Here is a 17652-nt window from a genome sequence, read left to right on the forward strand (position 1 = left end):
ACCGTAAAACTACTTAGTGCATAAAAAAACCGAGTAAATTGTTTAAAAAACAACGACCTTGCTCGGTTGGGCATAGTGTGTGGAGCTCTTTTGTTAGTAGCTTTTGTTGTTGTGCTTTTACTAGTGACTGCTCGATTATCGATAGGGGTAACCCCGTTCGTTCTGTAAACAGATTGCTAGGTACACCATGATACAGCCGTAATGCATTGAGCATAAATTCGAAAGGAAGCTCTTCTGGGCTTATTTCAGTGTCGCCTGTTAGCCTTGTTGCTGGGTTTATATAGGCTTTAGGTTGTTTCTGTTTCCAGCGGCGAATGATTTTGTTTTGTTCTGGAAGTGTGATCTTGCCGTGAGCACCTGCGCCTATGCCGAGATAGTCACCAAATTGCCAATAATTTAAATTATGTTTGGCTTGGCTTTCATTCGATTTAGCATAGGCAGAAATTTCATACTGGCTGTAACCTGCGGAGCGGATCAACGCTTGCCCTTGCTCTTGGATCTCCCACAGAGTGTCATCGATTGGGAGTAGTGGGGGACGAGAGTGAAATTCTGTGTTGGGCTCTATGGTTAGCTGATACCAAGATAGATGATCAGGCTGTAGGGCTATCGCTTGTTCTAAATCACTCAATGCGCCTTCTAGCGTTTGGTCAGGAAGGCCATGCATCAAGTCTAGATTTAATTTAGGGAAGAGTTCACGAGCTAATGTGGCTGCTTTAAGCGCATTGTCAGAGTTATGTATTCGCCCAAGCTTTGCGAGATGCTGATCGTTAAAGCTTTGCACGCCGATAGAGAGTCGATTAATCCCCGCATCTCGATAGCCAACAAACTTATCTTGCTCGAAAGTGCCAGGGTTAGCTTCTAGCGTGATCTCGGCATTTTTTTCTAGCGGGATAATATTGTTAATGCCTTGCAGTAATACTTTAAAGCTATCTGCAGAAAATAGGCTGGGTGTACCGCCTCCAATAAAGATTGTTTGGATGCTGCGCCCTTGTGCGAGATGTTTTTCTGACTCCAGATCATCCAATAGACATTGGATATACTCTGCTTCAGGCAGTTCATCACGCTGCGCATGAGAATTAAAATCGCAATAAGGGCATTTACGCACACACCAGGGGATGTGTACGTAAAGAGAGAGTGGCGGCAGCTGTAGGCTCATAAACGGTTACTTCAAGTAAGTTTCAATACTTTGTTTCAGCAGTTGAACTGCTTGGCCGCGGTGGCTGAGTTGATTCTTTTGTTCAGGAGCTAATTCAGCTGATGCTTTTTCCAGTTCAGGAATCCAGAACAGCGGATCGTACCCAAAACCGTTGTTTCCGCTAGCTTGTTCGAGAATTGTCCCTTCCCAACTACCCTGACAGATTAATGGGGTTGGGTCGTTAGCATGACGCATAAAGACTAAAACACAGCGGAAACGAGCGCTGCGTTGTTCGCTAGGAATGCCTTCAAGCTGTTCTAAAAGTAATTCATTGTTCTTGGTATCAGTTGCATCTTCGCCTGAAAAACGTGCCGAATAGATACCTGGAGCGCCTTGAAGAGCATCAACCTCTAGCCCAGAATCATCGGCTAGTGCAGGTAGCCCCGTAACTTCAGCGGCGTGGCGTGCTTTTAGAATGGCGTTTTCAACAAAGCTTAGGCCGGTTTCATCGGCATCACTTACGTTGAATTCAGATTGAGGTACAACTTTGACACCTAAGTCTGCCAGAACTTGATTAAACTCTTTCAACTTACCTTTGTTGCCACTGGCGAGCACAATTTTATTAATCATTCTTTCACCGCACTGAAAATAAAAAAAGACGCATGATAATGCGCCTTTTTGTGAGTTGTTAGGGCTTACTCTTCGTAAAAGCGTTGTTCAAATTTTACAGTGTAAGCGGGTTTGTTTGGGTCCGGTTGCACTTCTAAAGCTAAGCGCATAACTTGATCATCAGTAAAACCAAATTGACCTATGTAATAGATCGCATTGCCTTCATCGACTTTTTTGAAGTCGAGATTTTGCGATTGTTGTATCAAGCTTGTTGCTTGGCCTTTTACAAACGCTGATACCGGTTTTTTCTCGCCATTCTCAATTTTTAAAACTGATACATTGACCAAAGCACGTCGCTTACTACGTTGGATACCAATAGCCTCAGCTACATCGGGCTTAATAAAAGTACTGTAGAAAGCGTTATAGTGGATCTCGTAGTTGTCATATTTTACAAACTGTTCAGCCAGAACGGGTTGGCTAATGAGTGCGATTAATGACAAAAATAAAGCTGATGCCCATTTGCTTAAGCGATTCATTATCTGCCTCACTTATTTTGTAATCCGGTAGATGGCAATTTCACCCAGCATGTTAGGCCAGAGATGGATCCACCACCGGTGTTGGTGTTCGTTATCCACAACGGTACGTTCCATGATGTAGATATTGCGTTCAACACACAGCTGCTCAAAATCATTGAACGTACAGAAATGTGTATTGGGTGTGTTATACCAAGTATAGGGTAGGAACTTGGATACTGGCATCTTACCTCTGAACGCCAGATATCCTCGTGCCCGCCAATGCCCAAAATTTGGGAAAGTAACGATGCACTCTTTACCAATTCGAAGCATCTCATCAACGATTTGATCCGGACGCATCATGATTTGAATAGCTTGAGTCATGATCACGGTATCAAAGGTATTGTCTTTGATTGAGGCCAGGCCCTCTTCAATATCTTTCTCGATTACGTTGACGCCTTTACGTACACAATCGGTAATATTGTCTTGGCCAATTTCTAAACCGTAGCCGGTCGCGTTCTTCTCTGTTTGTAGATAGTGAAGTAACTCACCATCGCCACAACAAAGGTCAAGCACGCGCTTGCCAGGTTCTACCCAGTCTTTGATCAGCTCTAAATCAGCGCGCATTAGCTTTTCTCCTCTACTTTTAGTGCCACAGTATCCTGTTCAACTCGCTCCATATAAGCAGAGAAGATGTCGAGGTAACGAGGGATAGGGATTAGGAACGCATCATGGCCTTGAGCTGCTTCAATTTCTGCATAGCTCACTTGTTTATCTGCTTCTACTAGCGCATCCACAATCTCGCGTGAGCGCTCTGGTGAGAAACGCCAGTCTGTAGTGAATGAGATCACCATAAACTTCGCTTTTGCTTGTGCTAGCACTTCTGGAAGGCTTTTTCCGCTATCCACTGTTGGATCGAAGTAATCCAGCGCTTTAGTCATCAACAAGTATGTATTGGCGTCAAATGCTGTCGAGAAACGCTCGCCCTGATAGCGAAGGTAAGACTCGATTTCAAACTGCGGTGTAAAATCGTAGCTGATCTGTCCGGAACGAAGTTCACGACCAAATTTACTGCGCATGCCGTCGTCTGATAGGTAAGTGATATGACCCAACATCCGTGCCAGCATTAGGCCGACTTTAGGTACTTCATCTTTCTCGTAGTAGTGACCGTTATGGAACTGAGAGTCCTTACTAATTGCTTGGCGAGCTACTTCGTTAAAGGCGATGTTCTGTGCTGATAACTTAGGTGCGGCTGCGATAACCATGCAGTGACGCAGACGATCAGGATAATTGATCGACCACTGTAACGCCTGCATGCCGCCCAAGCTTCCACCAATAACGGCTGCAAATTGCTCGATGCGGAAGCGATCAGCCAAACGGGCTTGGCTTTCGACCCAATCATTGACCGTTACAATCGGGAAGTCAGGGCCATAAGGTTTGCCGGTTTCAGGATTAATCTGGTTAGGGCCGCTTGAGCCATGGCAACCACCTAGGTTATTTAACGCGATAACAAAGAACTTATTGGTATCGATCGCTTTACCTGGGCCTATGGCGCTGTCCCACCAGCCCGGTTTTTTATCGTCCATGCTGTTATAACCAGCAACATGGTGGTTACCCGACAAAGCATGACAGATCAAAATCGCATTTGAGTGATCTTTATTCAGTTCACCGTAGGTTTCGATGATAAGGTGGTATTTATCTAATGTGCGGCCGCATTGAAGCTGTAATGGCTCATTAAATTCGATAATTTCAGGTGTAATAATTCCAACGGAATCTTCAGGAATAACAGCAGGCATTTCTAATCTCGACTCTAAAACAGCAATTTTCTAATTACACAACGAAACGGAGCGCTAGATGCGCCAGAGGAGTCGAGCTTCACATCTCGTAGAAGATGAGTACGCGACCAAGAGAAATGAAAGTTGAATCTGTCACCTTAGGTATCTCAGTAAAATGATCTTACAATTTAATCAAGTTGACCTATTTTAACGAGTTTTTACGTCACAAGCTCGTATTTGTCCAAACGATTAATGTAAAAACTTGCTCTCAAACAATTAAATAGAGCAGAGCGAACGGAAACGCTCTGCTTTATTGGTTAGTAAACAAATCTGCCTAACTGGGATTGTATGATTGTGATCGCAAGGAAAATAAATATAGGTGACAAATCTAAACCACCTATTGGTGGGATCACCTTTTGCACAAGTTTAAATAGAGGCTGTGTGACTTGTTGAATTAATTGTGGGCCAGGATGATAACTGCCAGGCGCAACCCAGCTGATAATAACTGAGCCTAATACTGCCCAAAAATAGATCTCTAGAATACCGTTCACAACGCCCACAAGTGCCAGTACCAGAAGGTGAACAATGTTGGGCATGTCCATTCCCGATACCATTACGATCAAAAATAGTGTCGCGAGTTTAACTACTGTTGCATAGAGCAATGCAGACGCATCAAATTTGCCAATACGAGGCACGGCTCGGCTAATTGCGACTACAGGTACATTCGTCAATTTGGCAATCGCTTGAGATATCGGATTGTAATAGTCGGCATGGGACAGCTGTAAAAGGAAACGCAAGATAATAATGAACGCATACATTTCACCCAGCATGCGGATTATCAAAACGATTGGATCCTGTGCCATATCAATTCCTATGTCGTTGATCTGTTAGTAAAACAAGTATAGTTAGGTTCAACTTTCACGCAGTATAGAGTGTAGCTGTGTGATGTTGAACCTTTGTTGGGCCTTCCCGCTAATCTTTACCTAGTTCTTCGGCAAGTTCTACAGAACGATCATTACATGCTTTCATTGCGTCATCAAAAAGTTCAGGAAGTTCGCCTTCGATAAAGCACTTGATCGCTTGCTCCGTTGTACCGTTAGGTGAGGTTACACGGCGACGAAGTTCAGCTGGGTCAAATTCACTCTCTTTCGCCATTTTAGCTGCTCCAAGAGCAGTCTGTAGTGTTAGTTGTGTGGCAGTTTCTTTTGAAAGGCCTAGTTTTTCACCGGCAGCAATCATGGACTCCATCACAAGGAAGTAATATGCCGGGCCTGAGCCTGATACAGCGGTTACGGCATCAAGTTGTGATTCTTCATCTACCCATAATGTAATCCCTGTAGCATCTAAAACAGTTTCCGATTGTTGGCGGTGTTCGGCGGAAACTTTAGCGTTGGCGTAAAGTCCACTAGCGCCAGTCTTTACAAGTGCTGGGGTGTTAGGCATACAGCGAACAATTGCAGTGTTTCCGCCTAGCCATTTATCTATGCTAGTTGTCATTATGCCTGCGGCTACTGAAACAATTAGTGGTTGCGAGCTTTGTACGCTATCAGCAATTGATGCCGTTACTGCTTTTAAAATCTGAGGTTTAACTGCTAGGACCACAACATCAGCCGCTTGAACTGCTTCGTTGTTATTTGTCGTTGTTTTTAGGCCTTGTTCTTTTAAATCTGCAAGGCGTTCAGCTTCAGGTTCGCTGGCCCAGATTTTTTCTGCTGGGTAGCCGTTGCTGATTAGGCCGCCAATGATAGCGCGTGCCATGTTGCCAGCACCGATAAACGCGAGAATAGGTTGGTTATTCACAATAGATCCTTACAAAAATTAGGCGGACTTAGGTGCCCGAGGGCCAAAAATGGCTGTGCCAATGCGGACAATAGTAGAGCCCTCTGCGATAGCAGCATTCATATCTCCAGACATGCCCATTGATAGTGTATCTAATTGAGGGTGTTTGGCCTGTAATTCAAGCTGTAGTGCTTTCATTTTTGCAAAAGCGGCTTGTTGTTCCTTTGGATCTTCAGTCGCTTTAGGGATTGCCATAAGACCACGAACACAGATGTTAGGCAGTTTGCTAATCTCCTCAACCAGAGTATGCAGTTCTTCAGGTCGACAGCCTGATTTGCTCTCTTCGTTACTGATATTGAGCTGAATGCAAACATTCAGTGGTTCCAGCTCTGTAGGACGCTGCTCGGAAAGTCTCTTAGCGATTTTTAAGCGGTCTAAAGTATGAAGCCAATCAAAGTTTTCAGCGACAGAGCGGGTCTTATTGGATTGCAGTGGACCAATAAAATGCCAGCACAGCCTGAGCTCTTTTAACTCGTTAATTTTGTCTAAACTTTCCTGTAGGTAGTTTTCGCCAAAATGCACCTGACCTTCGTTTGCCGCAATACGAATATCGCTTGCAGGGCGTGTTTTACTGACGGCTAACAGGGTGATGTCTTTAGTGTTTCGTCCATTGATAGAGGCAGAAGAAGCTATCTCAGAACGAACCTTCTTCAGATTCTCTGCTATGATTGACATATATTTGTGACCTTAGCAATTGGATTGCAACGGGGATTCTGCTAGAACTACCTTATAACTATATAACGCAGTACCGGGTTACAGGAACGTTATGGATATTACCGAACTTTTATCATTTACCGTACAACAAGGTGCATCTGACTTGCATATTTCTGCAGGAATGCCCCCTATTATTCGTGTTGACGGTGATGTACGTCGTATAAAACTGCCTTCATTGGATCATAAGCAAGTTCACACACTTGTCTATGACATCATGAACGATAAACAGCGTAAAGAGTACGAAGATGTGCTCGAAACGGATTTCTCGTTCGAAGTCCCTGGTTTGGCGCGCTTTCGTGTAAACGCATTTAACCAAAACCGTGGTGCAGGTGCTGTTTTCCGTACGATCCCAAGTAAGGTTTTGACTTTAGATGATCTTGATATGGGTAAGGTTTTTCAGGATCTGTCTGAAAAGCCGCGTGGATTAGTGCTTGTGACGGGCCCTACTGGGTCCGGTAAAAGTACCACCTTGGCTGCGATGGTCGATTACATCAATGATACTCGTGCAGATCATATTTTAACGATCGAAGATCCAATCGAATTCGTGCACGAAAGTAAAAAATGCTTGGTTAACCAGCGTGAAGTGCATCGAGATACTCATAGCTTTGCACATGCGCTTCGATCGGCACTTCGTGAAGACCCGGATATTATCCTTGTAGGTGAGATGCGAGATTTGGAGACTATCCGTCTTGCGCTTACTGCTGCTGAAACAGGTCACTTAGTGTTTGGTACTTTGCATACGACCTCTGCAGCAAAAACAATTGACCGTGTGATTGATGTATTCCCAGCGGCTGAGAAAGATATGGTGCGATCCATGCTCTCAGAGTCATTGATGGGTGTGATATCGCAAACACTGTTGAAAAAGCCAAAAGGCGGGCGAGTTGCTGCTCACGAAATTATGATTGGTACACCGGCTATACGTAACCTTATCCGTGAAGATAAAGTAGCGCAGATGTATTCGGCGATCCAAACGGGTGCAGCATTTGGTATGAAAACGTTGGATCAATCTCTACAAGAGTTGATGCAGAAAGGATTAATCTCGCGCGAGACAGCCCGTGAGCGAGCAGCCAACCCACAACAGTTCTAATTGGGCTTAGGAGACAAACGGCGTGGATTTTACGCAGCTACTAAAGGTCATGGTAGATAGGGATGCCTCTGACCTTTTTGTAACGGCCGGTGCAAGGCCTACGATTAAAGTTGATGGTACTTTGAAACCGTTAACTAAAGACACTCTCAAACCTTCACAGGCACGAGCGCTTGTTTATAGCACTATGAATGACAAGCAGCTGGCAGAGTTTGAGGGCTGTCATGAATGTAACTTTGCGATTAGCGCTCCAGGTTTAGGACGTTTTCGTGTATCTGCATTCTTTCAGCGTAACTCAGCGGGTATGGTGCTTAGGAAGATTAATAATTATATCCCGAGTTTAGAAGAACTGAATTTACCACCGATTCTACGTGATTTGTCTATGACAAAACGAGGGTTGATCTTGTTTGTTGGTGGTACCTCTACGGGTAAATCGACTTCCCTAGCATCAATGATTGATTACCGTAATACCAATCACCGCGGTCATATCATTACCATTGAAGACCCGATCGAATATATTCACGAGCATAAGCAAAGTATCATCACTCAACGCGAAGTCGGCATAGATACCGACTCGTTTGACGTCGCCCTAAAAAATACGCTACGTCAGGCACCTGATGTGATTCTGATGGGTGAAATTCGTACTCGGGAAACTATGCAGCACGGCATTGTATTTGCCGAAACGGGTCATTTAACGTTGGCAACACTACACGCCAATAATGCTAACCAGGCATTGGATCGTGTCATCAGTTTCTTCCCGCCTGAGCATCATGATCAGCTATGGATGGATTTGTCGCTGAACTTGAAGGCGATAATCGCGCAACAACTTTTACCTACGAAAGATGGTAAGGGGCGTCGTGCAGCGATTGAAGTCTTGATCAACACGCCATTGATTCAGGATTTGATTCGTAAGGGTGAAGTTCATGAAATTAAAGATGTGGTTAAGAAATCGACCAACCTTGGGATGCAGACGTTCGATCAATCGTTGTTTAATCTCTACAAAGACGGGGTGATTACTTACGATGTGGCGCTAGCCCATGCAGATTCGCCAAACGACCTTCGTCTAATGATTAAGTTGAGCGCTGACACCAACCCAGAACTTGCAATTGATGAAGATAATCAATCATTCCATTTGCAAGATGAAGAGGATTATCTGCACAACGAGGGTGAAGCAAACATTAAGGGTATGTGATTAAGGTTTTGCTAAACTGGAATTAAAAAGCCGCGATATCACTATCGCGGCTTTTTGTATTTAGGCGCTGTAAACTACTTGCCCTTGGAAAAGTGTATGGGACACTTTTCCTTTTAGAGGGTAGTGCATAAACGGGGTGTTTTTGCCTCTTGAATGGCAAGTTTCAGGTGTGAGTTGCCATTCACTATCAGGGTTGAAAATACAGATATTTGCAGAGCTGCCAACACTTAGATTACCTGTGGCTAAGCCTAAAATTTCAGCAGGGGCAGTGGTCAGTTTTTCAATCAGTTGAGGCAGATCTAATATGTTCTGTTCAACCAGTAATAAGCCTAAAGGCAGCAATGTTTCCAAGCCGATCATACCTGGTTCGGTATCTGCAAATGGCGCCTCTTTCGCTGCACGTTCATGCGGCTGGTGATCAGAACAGATCGCCTGAATGCTTCCACCTAACAATCCCTGAATTAGCCCAGCACGGTCTAGCTGACTACGCAAAGGAGGGATGAGGTGGAAGTCATTGTTGAAGCCGTTCACATTTTCATCAGTCAGTAGCAGGTTCTGGATCGATACATCTGCTGTTACCGGAAGGCCTCTTTCGCGTGCTTCGGTAATCATACGAACAGAGCGTTCACAGGATAGCTGACCAAAGTGTGCGCGAACGCCTGTCTGCTCTACAAGCAGTAAGTTTCGAGAGACGTCGATAGTTTCCGCTGATTCTGGGATGCCATTTAGACCTAAGCGAGTACAAGTACTCCCTTCATGCATGCAGCCGCCTTTCGCTAAGGCGTTATCTTCAGCTTGGAAAATCACGAGTAGGTCGTGAGTTGCGGCATATTCTAGGCAGCGAGTTAGGGTTAGGGAATCAGCTACCGGATTGCGTGTATTAGTAAATGCAATACAACCCGCTGCTGAAAGCGCAGCCATAGGTGCAAGTTGCTCGCCCTGTAGGCCTTTAGTTAATGCGCCCATAGGTAAAATTTGCATTTTACCTTCTTCTTCACAACGATCCTGAATCAGTTGTGCAACTGCACGCGTATCAATTACAGGGTTGGTGGAAGGTGGTGTCACTATTGTGGTTACACCGCCTGCTACCGCTGCAGCTGCCTCTGTTTTTATCGAGCCTTTCTGCGCAGGGCCCGGCTCACGAGCATGGGCGCATAGGTCTATTAAGCCGGGGCAAACAATCTGATTTTCAGCATTAATTGTTTGCTCTGCATCGAAGCCTTCTGGAGCAGAATCGTAAGCTGCAATTTCGCCGTTAACTATGTATAGATCGGCAACTTTGTCAGTTTGGTTTGCCGGGTCAATGATACGACCGCCTTGAATAAGAATGTTCATGGTCGTTACTCTCCTGCTTCCAACGTGCTTGGGCGGCTTTTAGCTTGGCCACTCATGGCCATAGACATTACAGCCATACGCACTGCAATGCCGTTTGTTACCTGATCTAAAATGAGGGAGCGATCACCATCAGCAACGGATGATGCTATTTCAACGCCGCGGTTAATCGGACCTGGGTGCATAACGACAGCATCAGGTTTTGCTAGCTGCAGTTTGTCCATAGTAAGACCATAGAGCTTGTAGAACTCGCTTTCGCTTGGAAGAAGAGCGCTGTTCATACGTTCTTTCTGAAGGCGCAGCATCATTACAACGTCAACGTCTTTGATGCCTTCTTGCATATTGGTGAATACCTTCACCCCTAAGGCTTCTATATTGCGGGGTAAAAGTGTATTTGGCGCGATTACGCGAATTTCATTTACGCCTAGGATGCGTAGTGCATGAATCTGAGAACGAGCCACTCGGGAATGTAAAATGTCTCCAACAATCGCCACGGTTAATGGTGCAAAATTACCTTTAGCCTGGCGAATGGTTAGCATGTCCAGCATTGCTTGCGTTGGGTGGGCGTGACGACCATCCCCTGCATTGATAACAGCGACATCGGGTGTTACGTGTTCAGCGATAAAATGTGCTGCACCGCTACTCGAATGGCGGACCACGAACATGTCAGAGTGCATAGCATGCAGTGTCATTAGAGTGTCTTTAAGTGTCTCACCTTTAGAGGTCGAGGATGTGCTGATATTTAGGTTAAGAACATCAGCAGAAAGGCGTTTGGCTGCTAGCTCAAATGTTGAAAGAGTACGGGTACTAGCTTCAAAAAATAGGTTTACGACGGTTTTACCTCTTAACAGAGGAACCTTCTTCACCTGTTTAGCGCTCATGTCTACAAAAGAGTCTGCTGTATCTAAAATTTCAGTTAGCAACTCGCGAGATAGCCCTTCTGTGGTAATAAAGTGCTTTAGTTCGCCTTCATCTGTGAGTTGAATCTGATTCGGATCATTTTGTTCAAACATGATAAATACTCAGTCGTCAGAACGATTACGGATTTCCAAAGCCAGTGGCTCAGGGCCTGTAAGTTTTACAGTTTCGTCGGCACTTATTGCTAGTGTGCCGCCAATTATATCTGCCTGTATAGGTAATTCACGCTGTTGCAGGTCAAGCAGTGTTGCAAGAGTTATGGATGCTGGGCGGCCATAGTCAAACAGTTCATTCATGGCAGCACGAATCGTGCGACCACTCATGATGACGTCATCTACAAGAATAACGTGACGCCCTTCTGTTGTGCAGGGTAGCTTGGAAGGTTGAACTTTAGGGTTTAAACCACTTGTGCCAAAGTCATCTCGATGAAAAGAGATATCGAGAACCCCTAAAGGACTGTCTAGATCTAATGCTTGGTGTAGGTGCTCTGCTAACCATACCCCGCCCGTATGAATGCCGATCATTAATGGATCAGGTTTATCATCTTTAGACAGTAATGCCTGTAACTCCAGCTGCATTTTTTCCAGCAGGGCTTCAGCATTAAGTACGTTTGTTGTCATAAACTTCCTCCAATCGGGTATGGCTAGGAATTCTAATGTCGCAATTAAACCAGCTTTCTAAGATCAGCTGCGCTGCAAGGCCATCGACAGACTCTTTCTTAAAATTATCACTGCCCCCAGCAGCAAAATGAATCTCTTTGGCTTCGGCCGTGGATAAACGTTCGTCCATCAAGAAACAGGGCGTTTTATACCGTTCATGTAATCGGTTGGCAAACTTCCTTGCTCTATGGGCCATATCACTGATAGTGCCGTCAAAGTTAAGCGGTATGCCGACAACCAAAGCGTCAGGTTTCCATTCATTTATTAGTTTTGATATTTCATCCCAATTGGGTTGACCATCTCGGGCAGAAAAAGGAGGAAGTGGTGCGGCAGTACCTGTAATGCTTTGACCGGTTGCCACCCCTATGCGGGAGGTTCCAAAATCGAATGCTACAACTTGATTGATCTGATTACTCATGCCTGTGTCAGAGCCTTATATCCCAAATGGACATGATGCCTGACATATAATGTATCAGGCGTGTCCGGGCAGGGCGGTTAGTAGATCAAGGTTAATGCCCAATATTGATGCGGCTGCCTGTAAGCGATCACCAGCCGGAGTGCTGAAGAGTATATCTGAATTTGCTGGGCAGCTTAACCAAACATTGTCGCTCATCTCTTGCTCAAGCTGACCAGGACTCCAGCCTGCGCAACCGAGTGCAACTAAATAATTGTGTTTAAAACGTCCCTCTGCTGCAGCTTCTATAGCGTCAATTGAGGTGGTGAGATAAATGTCATCCGCTACGCAGTGGCTATTACTCCATTCAAATGGATCGGCTGCTTTGTGAAGAACATAGCCTCGATCACTTCTGACAGGACCTCCGCTGAAAATAGCTTGCTGTTGATTCGCGATAGAAGAGCAGGGAAGGTTGAGGTGGTCACACAATTCAACCAGGGTGATGCCTACAGGGCGGTTAATCACAATACCCATAGCACCATAATCACTATGGTCACAAATATAGGTAACGGTTTGAGTAAAACTCTGGTCGTTCAGATGAGGCATGGATATAAGAAAATGGTTTCGTAACGAACAGCTCGATGAGGTCATAATTACAGGCCCATTTTTATCTACGTTATTTAAGGATTAGTCCAAATAGGCACGTTTCTCAAATTTCCAAGTACGAATAATCTCTAGGATATCTGTACTTTTTCTCATCTCTACAGGGAAGGGCTGGAAGGGAGCTGCCAGTCTAACAATCTGTATAGCGGCATCATCAAGGATCGGTTTACCAGATGATTCAAGGATCTCAATAGTTTTTACTGAGCCGTCAGGCTTGATAGCGACAAGTAGACGTAAGCGGCCATACATTTTGTTTCTTCGAGCTTCTTCAGGGTAATTAAGATTACCTATATTCTCAATTTTTTTGCGCCAGTTATGCAGGTAGAGAGCGTCTTCACGTTTTTTAGTGGATGCTGAAGTAAGGCGTTTAATTCGAGGCTGTTTGGCTCTCATTTCTCGATGAGCATCAATCTCTGCTTGTAAGCTAGCCATCTCTAAACTTCTCGCAAGAAGGGAGGTGCCGGGAGAGCCTCCGGACGGCACTTTCTGTTGTTGCTTAGCGGTCTTTGTAACAGTTTGCTTCGAACTTTGTGTGGCCGTGATGACTTTTTGTTTCGCTTTTTGTTTGGAGTTATTGTCTGCTTTTGTATTTGCTTGGACGGCTACGGTGCTTGGTTCTGGTTTAGGGGGATTTGGTTCAACCGCTTGTGCAACGGCTGTGGCTTGTTTCGGCTTGTTATCTCTAAATTCAGCTTTTTGAGGTGTAGATGGCAGTAGTTTTTCTTTACTTATGCCGCTGCCTTCTTGATTCGCTTGTGCAATAAAGTCGGCTTGCTTAGGAGTTGTTTCTTGTTGGTATTGAGCTAAGGTGATCTCAATTGTTTTTTGTGGTGGACGCTCGTTATTGAATGTAAACGTGATCCCCAAAATCGCAACCGCATGTAGTGCGGTCGCGAAAAATAACGTAAAACCGAAACGTTCAACCGCGGTCACTGTTTGTGTTACAGCGGTGCTCACTTCGTTAGGTCCTTTGCTCGTAGCATCTCTTTATTGCTTTGCCAGTTTTTGTTCTATTGCATTCATTAGCTGCATTCCGATATCCAGATCGTATTGATTATTCAATTCGCGAATGCAGGTTGGACTAGTCACATTAATTTCTGTTAGGTAGTCGCCAATGACATCTAAGCCGACAAATAATAACCCTTTTTCTTTTAAGGTAGGAGCAATCTGTTCACAGATCCAATAATCTCGTTCAGTCAGTTCGCGTCCTTCTCCTCGGCCGCCTGCGGCCAAATTGCCTCGAGTTTCCCCTTTCGCCGGGATTCGAGCTAGGCCATAAGGCACTGGTTCACCATCCACTAATAAGATGCGTTTATCGCCATCTACGATTTCAGGAATAAACTTTTGAGCCATGATGGTTTGTTGGCCGTGATTTGTAAGTGTCTCAATAATCACGCCTAGATTCAGGCCATCTTCTTTGATACGGAATATTTGTGAACCGCCCATACCATCGAGTGGTTTGAAGATGACGTCACCATGTTCTTTGTGGAATTCGCGGAGCATAGATTCATGCTTGCTAACCAATACCGGGGGGCAGCATTGTGGAAAATGAGTCGCGAACAGCTTCTCATTAAAATCGCGAAGGCTTTGGGGCTTGTTAACAATTAAAGAGCCTTCTTTTTCAGCTTGCTCTAATAGATAGGTTGTGTAGATAAATTCGTTATCGAATGGTGGATCTTTACGCATCAAAATCACGTTAAGATCGGACAGGTCATGGGTCTCGTATTCGCCGCGTTCAAACCATTTTTGCTCGTTCATCATTATTTTAATAGGAGCCATCTTAGCTTGAGCTTTACCGTCTAGTGAGAATAGATGCTGCTGCTCCATATACCAAAGCTCCCAGCCTTTCTGCTGGGCCGCCCATAGCATGGCGAGTGAACTGTCTTTTTTGAATGTGATGTTATCGATAGGGTCCATCACAATGCCGAGCTTAATTGTCATTTTTTGATCCTTAATCTTTACCATTTAAGCGCACAGGACATAATTTGCGCTTAAGCTAGGTCGCCCCATAGATAATTGAGTAATGTTAATGCGGCTACGGGAGCTGTTTCTGTGCGCATAACGCGTGGTCCAAGTGTCAGGGGTTTGAACCCATATCGAGTAGCAAGTTCAACTTCTTCGCCGGTAAGGCCGCCTTCTGGGCCAATCAGTAATGCAACAGAGCCTGGAGCAGACATCTTTTGCAAGGGCTGTTCACTGTGATGATGTAGCACAAGTTTAAGCTCAGCATCTTGGGAGGCGAGCCATTTTTCTAAATCGGTTGGATATGCTATTTCAGGGGGTATAGTCCGACCTGATTGTTCACAAGCACTAATAGCAATTTGATGCCAATGCTTCACACGTTTTTCTTGGCGATCTTTGGGTAGCTTTACTTCACAGCGTTCAGAAAAAAGAGGGGTGATCGATTTTACGCCCATTTCGGTACTTTTCTGTACGGCATAATCCATTCGCTCTCCGCGCGAAAGGGTTTGGCCTATGCTTATTGGCAAAGGGCTTTCGGTAGAAGAGGGTGTACTTTCAATAATTCGCGCGGTAACGCTACGCTTTTCAATGCTGATGAGTTTGGCTTGATGTTCAGAGCCGTCGCCGTTGAAAAGAATGATCTGATCATCAGGTCGCATTCGAAGGGAGCGACTGACATGTTGGACAACAGAATCGCTTAAAGATATATCCGCACCGGTTTGTAGGGGCTGAGATTCGAAAAAACGGGGTATTCTCATAATAAAATTTAGTCGCCTTCAATGATTAGGTCTTCATCGATCAGTGCCTCATAGTCTGCCACGGCGAGAGGGCGGCTTAATAAATAGCCTTGGACTACATCGCATTGCTCTTCACGGAGAATAGATAGTTGACGTTCAGTTTCTACACCTTCTGCTACAACGTGAAGCTGTAAGCCTTGGGCCATGAGAATGATTGCCTGCACTATTTTTAGATCCTGAGGATTAGTATCGATGTCATCGATAAAAGATTTATCAATTTTAATATGATCGACTGGAAGGTTTTTGATACGGCTAAGCGAAGAGTAGCCCGTACCGAAATCATCTATAGAAATGCTGACACCGAGATCACGTACGCGTTTTAATTTCTCCTGAATACGGCCTAGATCTTCGATCAATACACCCTCGGTAAGTTCAAGCTCTATATGTTCAAGAGATACATTGTATTGAGAAAAAATGCTTTGTAGCTTTTGCTCGAAATCGTTTCTTAGAAAACTGATGCCAGATAGGTTGATAGCAACGCGAGGAAAGGCAATGTCTTTGTCTAACCAATTACGGCATTGCTTGGCTACGGCATTTAGCACCCAGTGATCAAGGCGTGAAATCAAGCCGCTTTGCTCTGCCAGAGGAACAAAAACTGCTGGTGAAATAGGGCCTAGTTTGGGGTGTGTCCAGCGTAATAAGGTTTCAGCTGACAGCGGCGCATTACTTTCTAGATCGAACAACGGCTGGAATACCAAATAAAATTGGTCTTTGTCCATTGCTGTTGATAGATCTTGCCACAGTGCGATTTTTTGTTCCGTTGTTTGTCCTTTAATCTGGCTGAAGTAGAGCCAGCCTTGCTCTCGTTTGCGGGCAGTTTTAGCGGCGATTTCTGAACGGCCTATCAATTCAAACTGTTGATCTCCATCTTCTGGGTAAGAGGCTATGCCTATACGCGCCCCAATTTGAATCTGTAGATTATCCAATTGGATAGGTTGTTCAATGGTATTGAGAATAGAATCGGCTATATCTGCAAGGTTGATGTGTGAAGGTTTGTTTATGAGCATTAGTCCAAAGCAACCCTCGCCGATTCGCGCTAATCGATGGTTGATAGAGAGTATTTGCCTTAAGCGATTAGCTGTCTCAATCAGGATTTGGTCACGCTGCTCGTCGCCTAGTTCTATGGTTAAGTTTCTTAGGAGATCCAAGCGGATAAACAGAAATGAAACCTGTTCTTGGCTTTCGAAATTGCGAATTATCTCTCGTTCAAGCGCTTCGCCAATCGCTCGTCGATTATATAGGCGAGTGACAGGGTCAAAATTCTCGAGGAACTGAACATGTTCCTGCATATAACGTAAACGCTTATTTTCAATCAAATGATCACGAAACTCTTCTAGAGATTGCGCCATTTGGCCTATTTCATCTTTATGATGAGTAAAGCGTATCTCTTGATCTATATCTCCTGCAGATAGGCGTTTCATCTGACCAGACAGAATAATGATGGGTTGAACAATATTGCGTGATATCAGTACCGCAGTCGCAAATGCAGCAAGTAAAACGGCTAAGGTTATCGTGATGTAACTTAGCGCGCGATTAATGTAGACGGGAATTAGATCATCGAGGTACACCCCAGTACCAATAATAAGATCACTGTCAGGTATTAGCTGCGCGTAAGTAAGCTTTTCGAGGGAGGGGCCTCCGTCAGGTTTCGGTAGGTAGAGTTTCCAGAATTGAGATTTTTCGGGATTCTCCAAAATTTTCTTAAAGCTGGCTGCAATGGCTTCGCCATTTTTTATGTTGGGTACTTCATTGATTAATAGTCCTTCAAGCTCAGGGCGCTTGGGATGAAGATAAACTCGCACTTCGTCGGTCATTAAAAAGATATAGCTGCCATCTGAATAGTTTGTGCCATAGATGAGCGAGCGAAGTCGTTTTAAATATTCATTTTCAGAAATCTGTTGGGATTTTTTTAACGCGCGCAGATGAAGAACCTGACTGGCAGATGCTTGAACAACACTGCGAATTTGATCCTTCTTTCCGGCCAAGGTGTCTTGGTATGAAAAGTAAAAGGCAAGACTGGAAGTCATCAATATACCCAATGCGAGTATGATGACGAGTCCGATCAGT

The 17652-nt window shown here is 44.7% G+C and carries 19 protein-coding genes; 2 read left to right on the forward strand and 17 right to left on the reverse strand.

The window, feature by feature from the left end; translation table 11 throughout:
* Positions 1-13: 13 nt before the first annotated feature.
* The 8 genes from hemW to ACMXYX_RS01430 all read right to left on the reverse strand — a co-directional run bounded on the left by hemW (position 14) and on the right by ACMXYX_RS01430 (position 6545).
* On the reverse strand, positions 14-1156 hold the full coding sequence (hemW, locus tag ACMXYX_RS01395) for a radical SAM family heme chaperone HemW (protein WP_415897392.1): 1143 nt from the start codon (positions 1154-1156) through the stop codon (positions 14-16).
* Positions 1157-1162: 6 nt separating this feature from the next.
* Positions 1163-1765 carry an XTP/dITP diphosphatase gene (locus tag ACMXYX_RS01400; RefSeq protein ID WP_415883215.1) on the reverse strand — a complete coding sequence of 201 codons (603 nt, stop codon included), beginning with the start codon at positions 1763-1765 and terminating at the stop codon, positions 1163-1165.
* A gap of 65 nt (positions 1766-1830) precedes the next feature.
* Positions 1831-2280: a DUF4426 domain-containing protein gene (locus ACMXYX_RS01405; protein ID WP_415906413.1), complete on the reverse strand. Its 450-nt coding sequence runs from the start codon at positions 2278-2280 to the stop codon at positions 1831-1833.
* 12 nt (positions 2281-2292) lie between these two features.
* The gene (metW, locus tag ACMXYX_RS01410; RefSeq protein ID WP_415897395.1) at positions 2293-2883 is read right to left on the reverse strand and encodes a methionine biosynthesis protein MetW; all 591 of its coding nucleotides are present in this window, start codon (positions 2881-2883) and stop codon (positions 2293-2295) included.
* Entirely contained in the window at positions 2883-4052 is a 1170-nt protein-coding gene (gene metX, locus ACMXYX_RS01415) for a homoserine O-succinyltransferase MetX (protein ID WP_415906414.1), read from the reverse strand. Before metX ends, metW begins: the two co-directional genes overlap by 1 nt.
* Positions 4053-4348: 296 nt before the next feature.
* Positions 4349-4894, reverse strand: a complete 546-nt coding sequence (locus ACMXYX_RS01420; protein WP_415883219.1) for a YggT family protein — start codon at positions 4892-4894, stop codon at positions 4349-4351.
* Positions 4895-5003: 109 nt separating this feature from the next.
* Positions 5004-5831 carry a pyrroline-5-carboxylate reductase gene (proC, locus tag ACMXYX_RS01425; RefSeq protein WP_415897397.1) on the reverse strand — a complete coding sequence of 276 codons (828 nt, stop codon included), beginning with the start codon at positions 5829-5831 and terminating at the stop codon, positions 5004-5006.
* Positions 5832-5849: 18 nt separating this feature from the next.
* Positions 5850-6545, reverse strand: coding sequence for a YggS family pyridoxal phosphate-dependent enzyme (locus ACMXYX_RS01430; RefSeq protein WP_415897398.1), 696 nt, complete (start codon positions 6543-6545; stop codon positions 5850-5852).
* 91 nt (positions 6546-6636) lie between these two features.
* On the opposite strand from ACMXYX_RS01430, the gene ACMXYX_RS01435 reads away from it, so the two are divergent.
* Together ACMXYX_RS01435 and ACMXYX_RS01440 are read left to right on the forward strand one after the other, a co-directional pair.
* Positions 6637-7671 carry a type IV pilus twitching motility protein PilT gene (locus ACMXYX_RS01435; protein WP_415897399.1) on the forward strand — a complete coding sequence of 345 codons (1035 nt, stop codon included), beginning with the start codon at positions 6637-6639 and terminating at the stop codon, positions 7669-7671.
* Between the two features lie 22 nt (positions 7672-7693).
* The gene (locus ACMXYX_RS01440; RefSeq protein ID WP_415897400.1) at positions 7694-8860 is read left to right on the forward strand and encodes a PilT/PilU family type 4a pilus ATPase; all 1167 of its coding nucleotides are present in this window, start codon (positions 7694-7696) and stop codon (positions 8858-8860) included.
* Between the two features lie 60 nt (positions 8861-8920).
* On the opposite strand, the gene ACMXYX_RS01445 is transcribed toward ACMXYX_RS01440, so the two are convergent.
* Genes ACMXYX_RS01445 through ACMXYX_RS01485 form a run of 9 tightly spaced genes read right to left on the reverse strand, consistent with a single transcriptional unit; the run spans position 8921 to position 17612 of the window.
* Positions 8921-10195 (reverse strand): dihydroorotase, encoded by a 1275-nt coding sequence (locus ACMXYX_RS01445; RefSeq protein WP_415906415.1) that lies wholly within the window; start codon positions 10193-10195, stop codon positions 8921-8923.
* 5 nt (positions 10196-10200) lie between these two features.
* Positions 10201-11205, reverse strand: a complete 1005-nt coding sequence (locus ACMXYX_RS01450) for an aspartate carbamoyltransferase catalytic subunit (protein WP_415897402.1) — start codon at positions 11203-11205, stop codon at positions 10201-10203.
* Between the two features lie 9 nt (positions 11206-11214).
* Positions 11215-11730: a bifunctional pyr operon transcriptional regulator/uracil phosphoribosyltransferase PyrR gene (pyrR, locus tag ACMXYX_RS01455; RefSeq protein WP_415897403.1), complete on the reverse strand. Its 516-nt coding sequence runs from the start codon at positions 11728-11730 to the stop codon at positions 11215-11217.
* A complete protein-coding gene (ruvX, locus tag ACMXYX_RS01460; protein ID WP_415883227.1) occupies positions 11711-12187 on the reverse strand; it encodes a Holliday junction resolvase RuvX in 477 nt (158 codons plus the stop codon). Before ruvX ends, pyrR begins: the two co-directional genes overlap by 20 nt.
* 54 nt (positions 12188-12241) lie before the next feature.
* Entirely contained in the window at positions 12242-12814 is a 573-nt protein-coding gene (locus tag ACMXYX_RS01465) for a YqgE/AlgH family protein (RefSeq protein WP_415883228.1), read from the reverse strand.
* A gap of 36 nt (positions 12815-12850) precedes the next feature.
* Positions 12851-13783 (reverse strand): TonB family protein, encoded by a 933-nt coding sequence (locus ACMXYX_RS01470; protein ID WP_415883229.1) that lies wholly within the window; start codon positions 13781-13783, stop codon positions 12851-12853.
* Positions 13784-13813: 30 nt separating this feature from the next.
* Positions 13814-14767 carry a glutathione synthase gene (gene gshB, locus ACMXYX_RS01475; protein WP_415883230.1) on the reverse strand — a complete coding sequence of 318 codons (954 nt, stop codon included), beginning with the start codon at positions 14765-14767 and terminating at the stop codon, positions 13814-13816.
* Positions 14768-14817: 50 nt separating this feature from the next.
* Entirely contained in the window at positions 14818-15546 is a 729-nt protein-coding gene (locus ACMXYX_RS01480; protein WP_415897405.1) for a 16S rRNA (uracil(1498)-N(3))-methyltransferase, read from the reverse strand.
* A gap of 8 nt (positions 15547-15554) precedes the next feature.
* Positions 15555-17612, reverse strand: a complete 2058-nt coding sequence (locus ACMXYX_RS01485) for an EAL domain-containing protein (RefSeq protein ID WP_415906416.1) — start codon at positions 17610-17612, stop codon at positions 15555-15557.
* Between the last annotated feature and the right edge of the window lie 40 nt (positions 17613-17652).

It is taken from the genome of Neptuniibacter sp. QD72_48 (genome assembly GCF_047778065.1).
Taxonomy (GTDB): Bacteria; Pseudomonadota; Gammaproteobacteria; order Pseudomonadales; family Balneatricaceae; genus Neptuniibacter.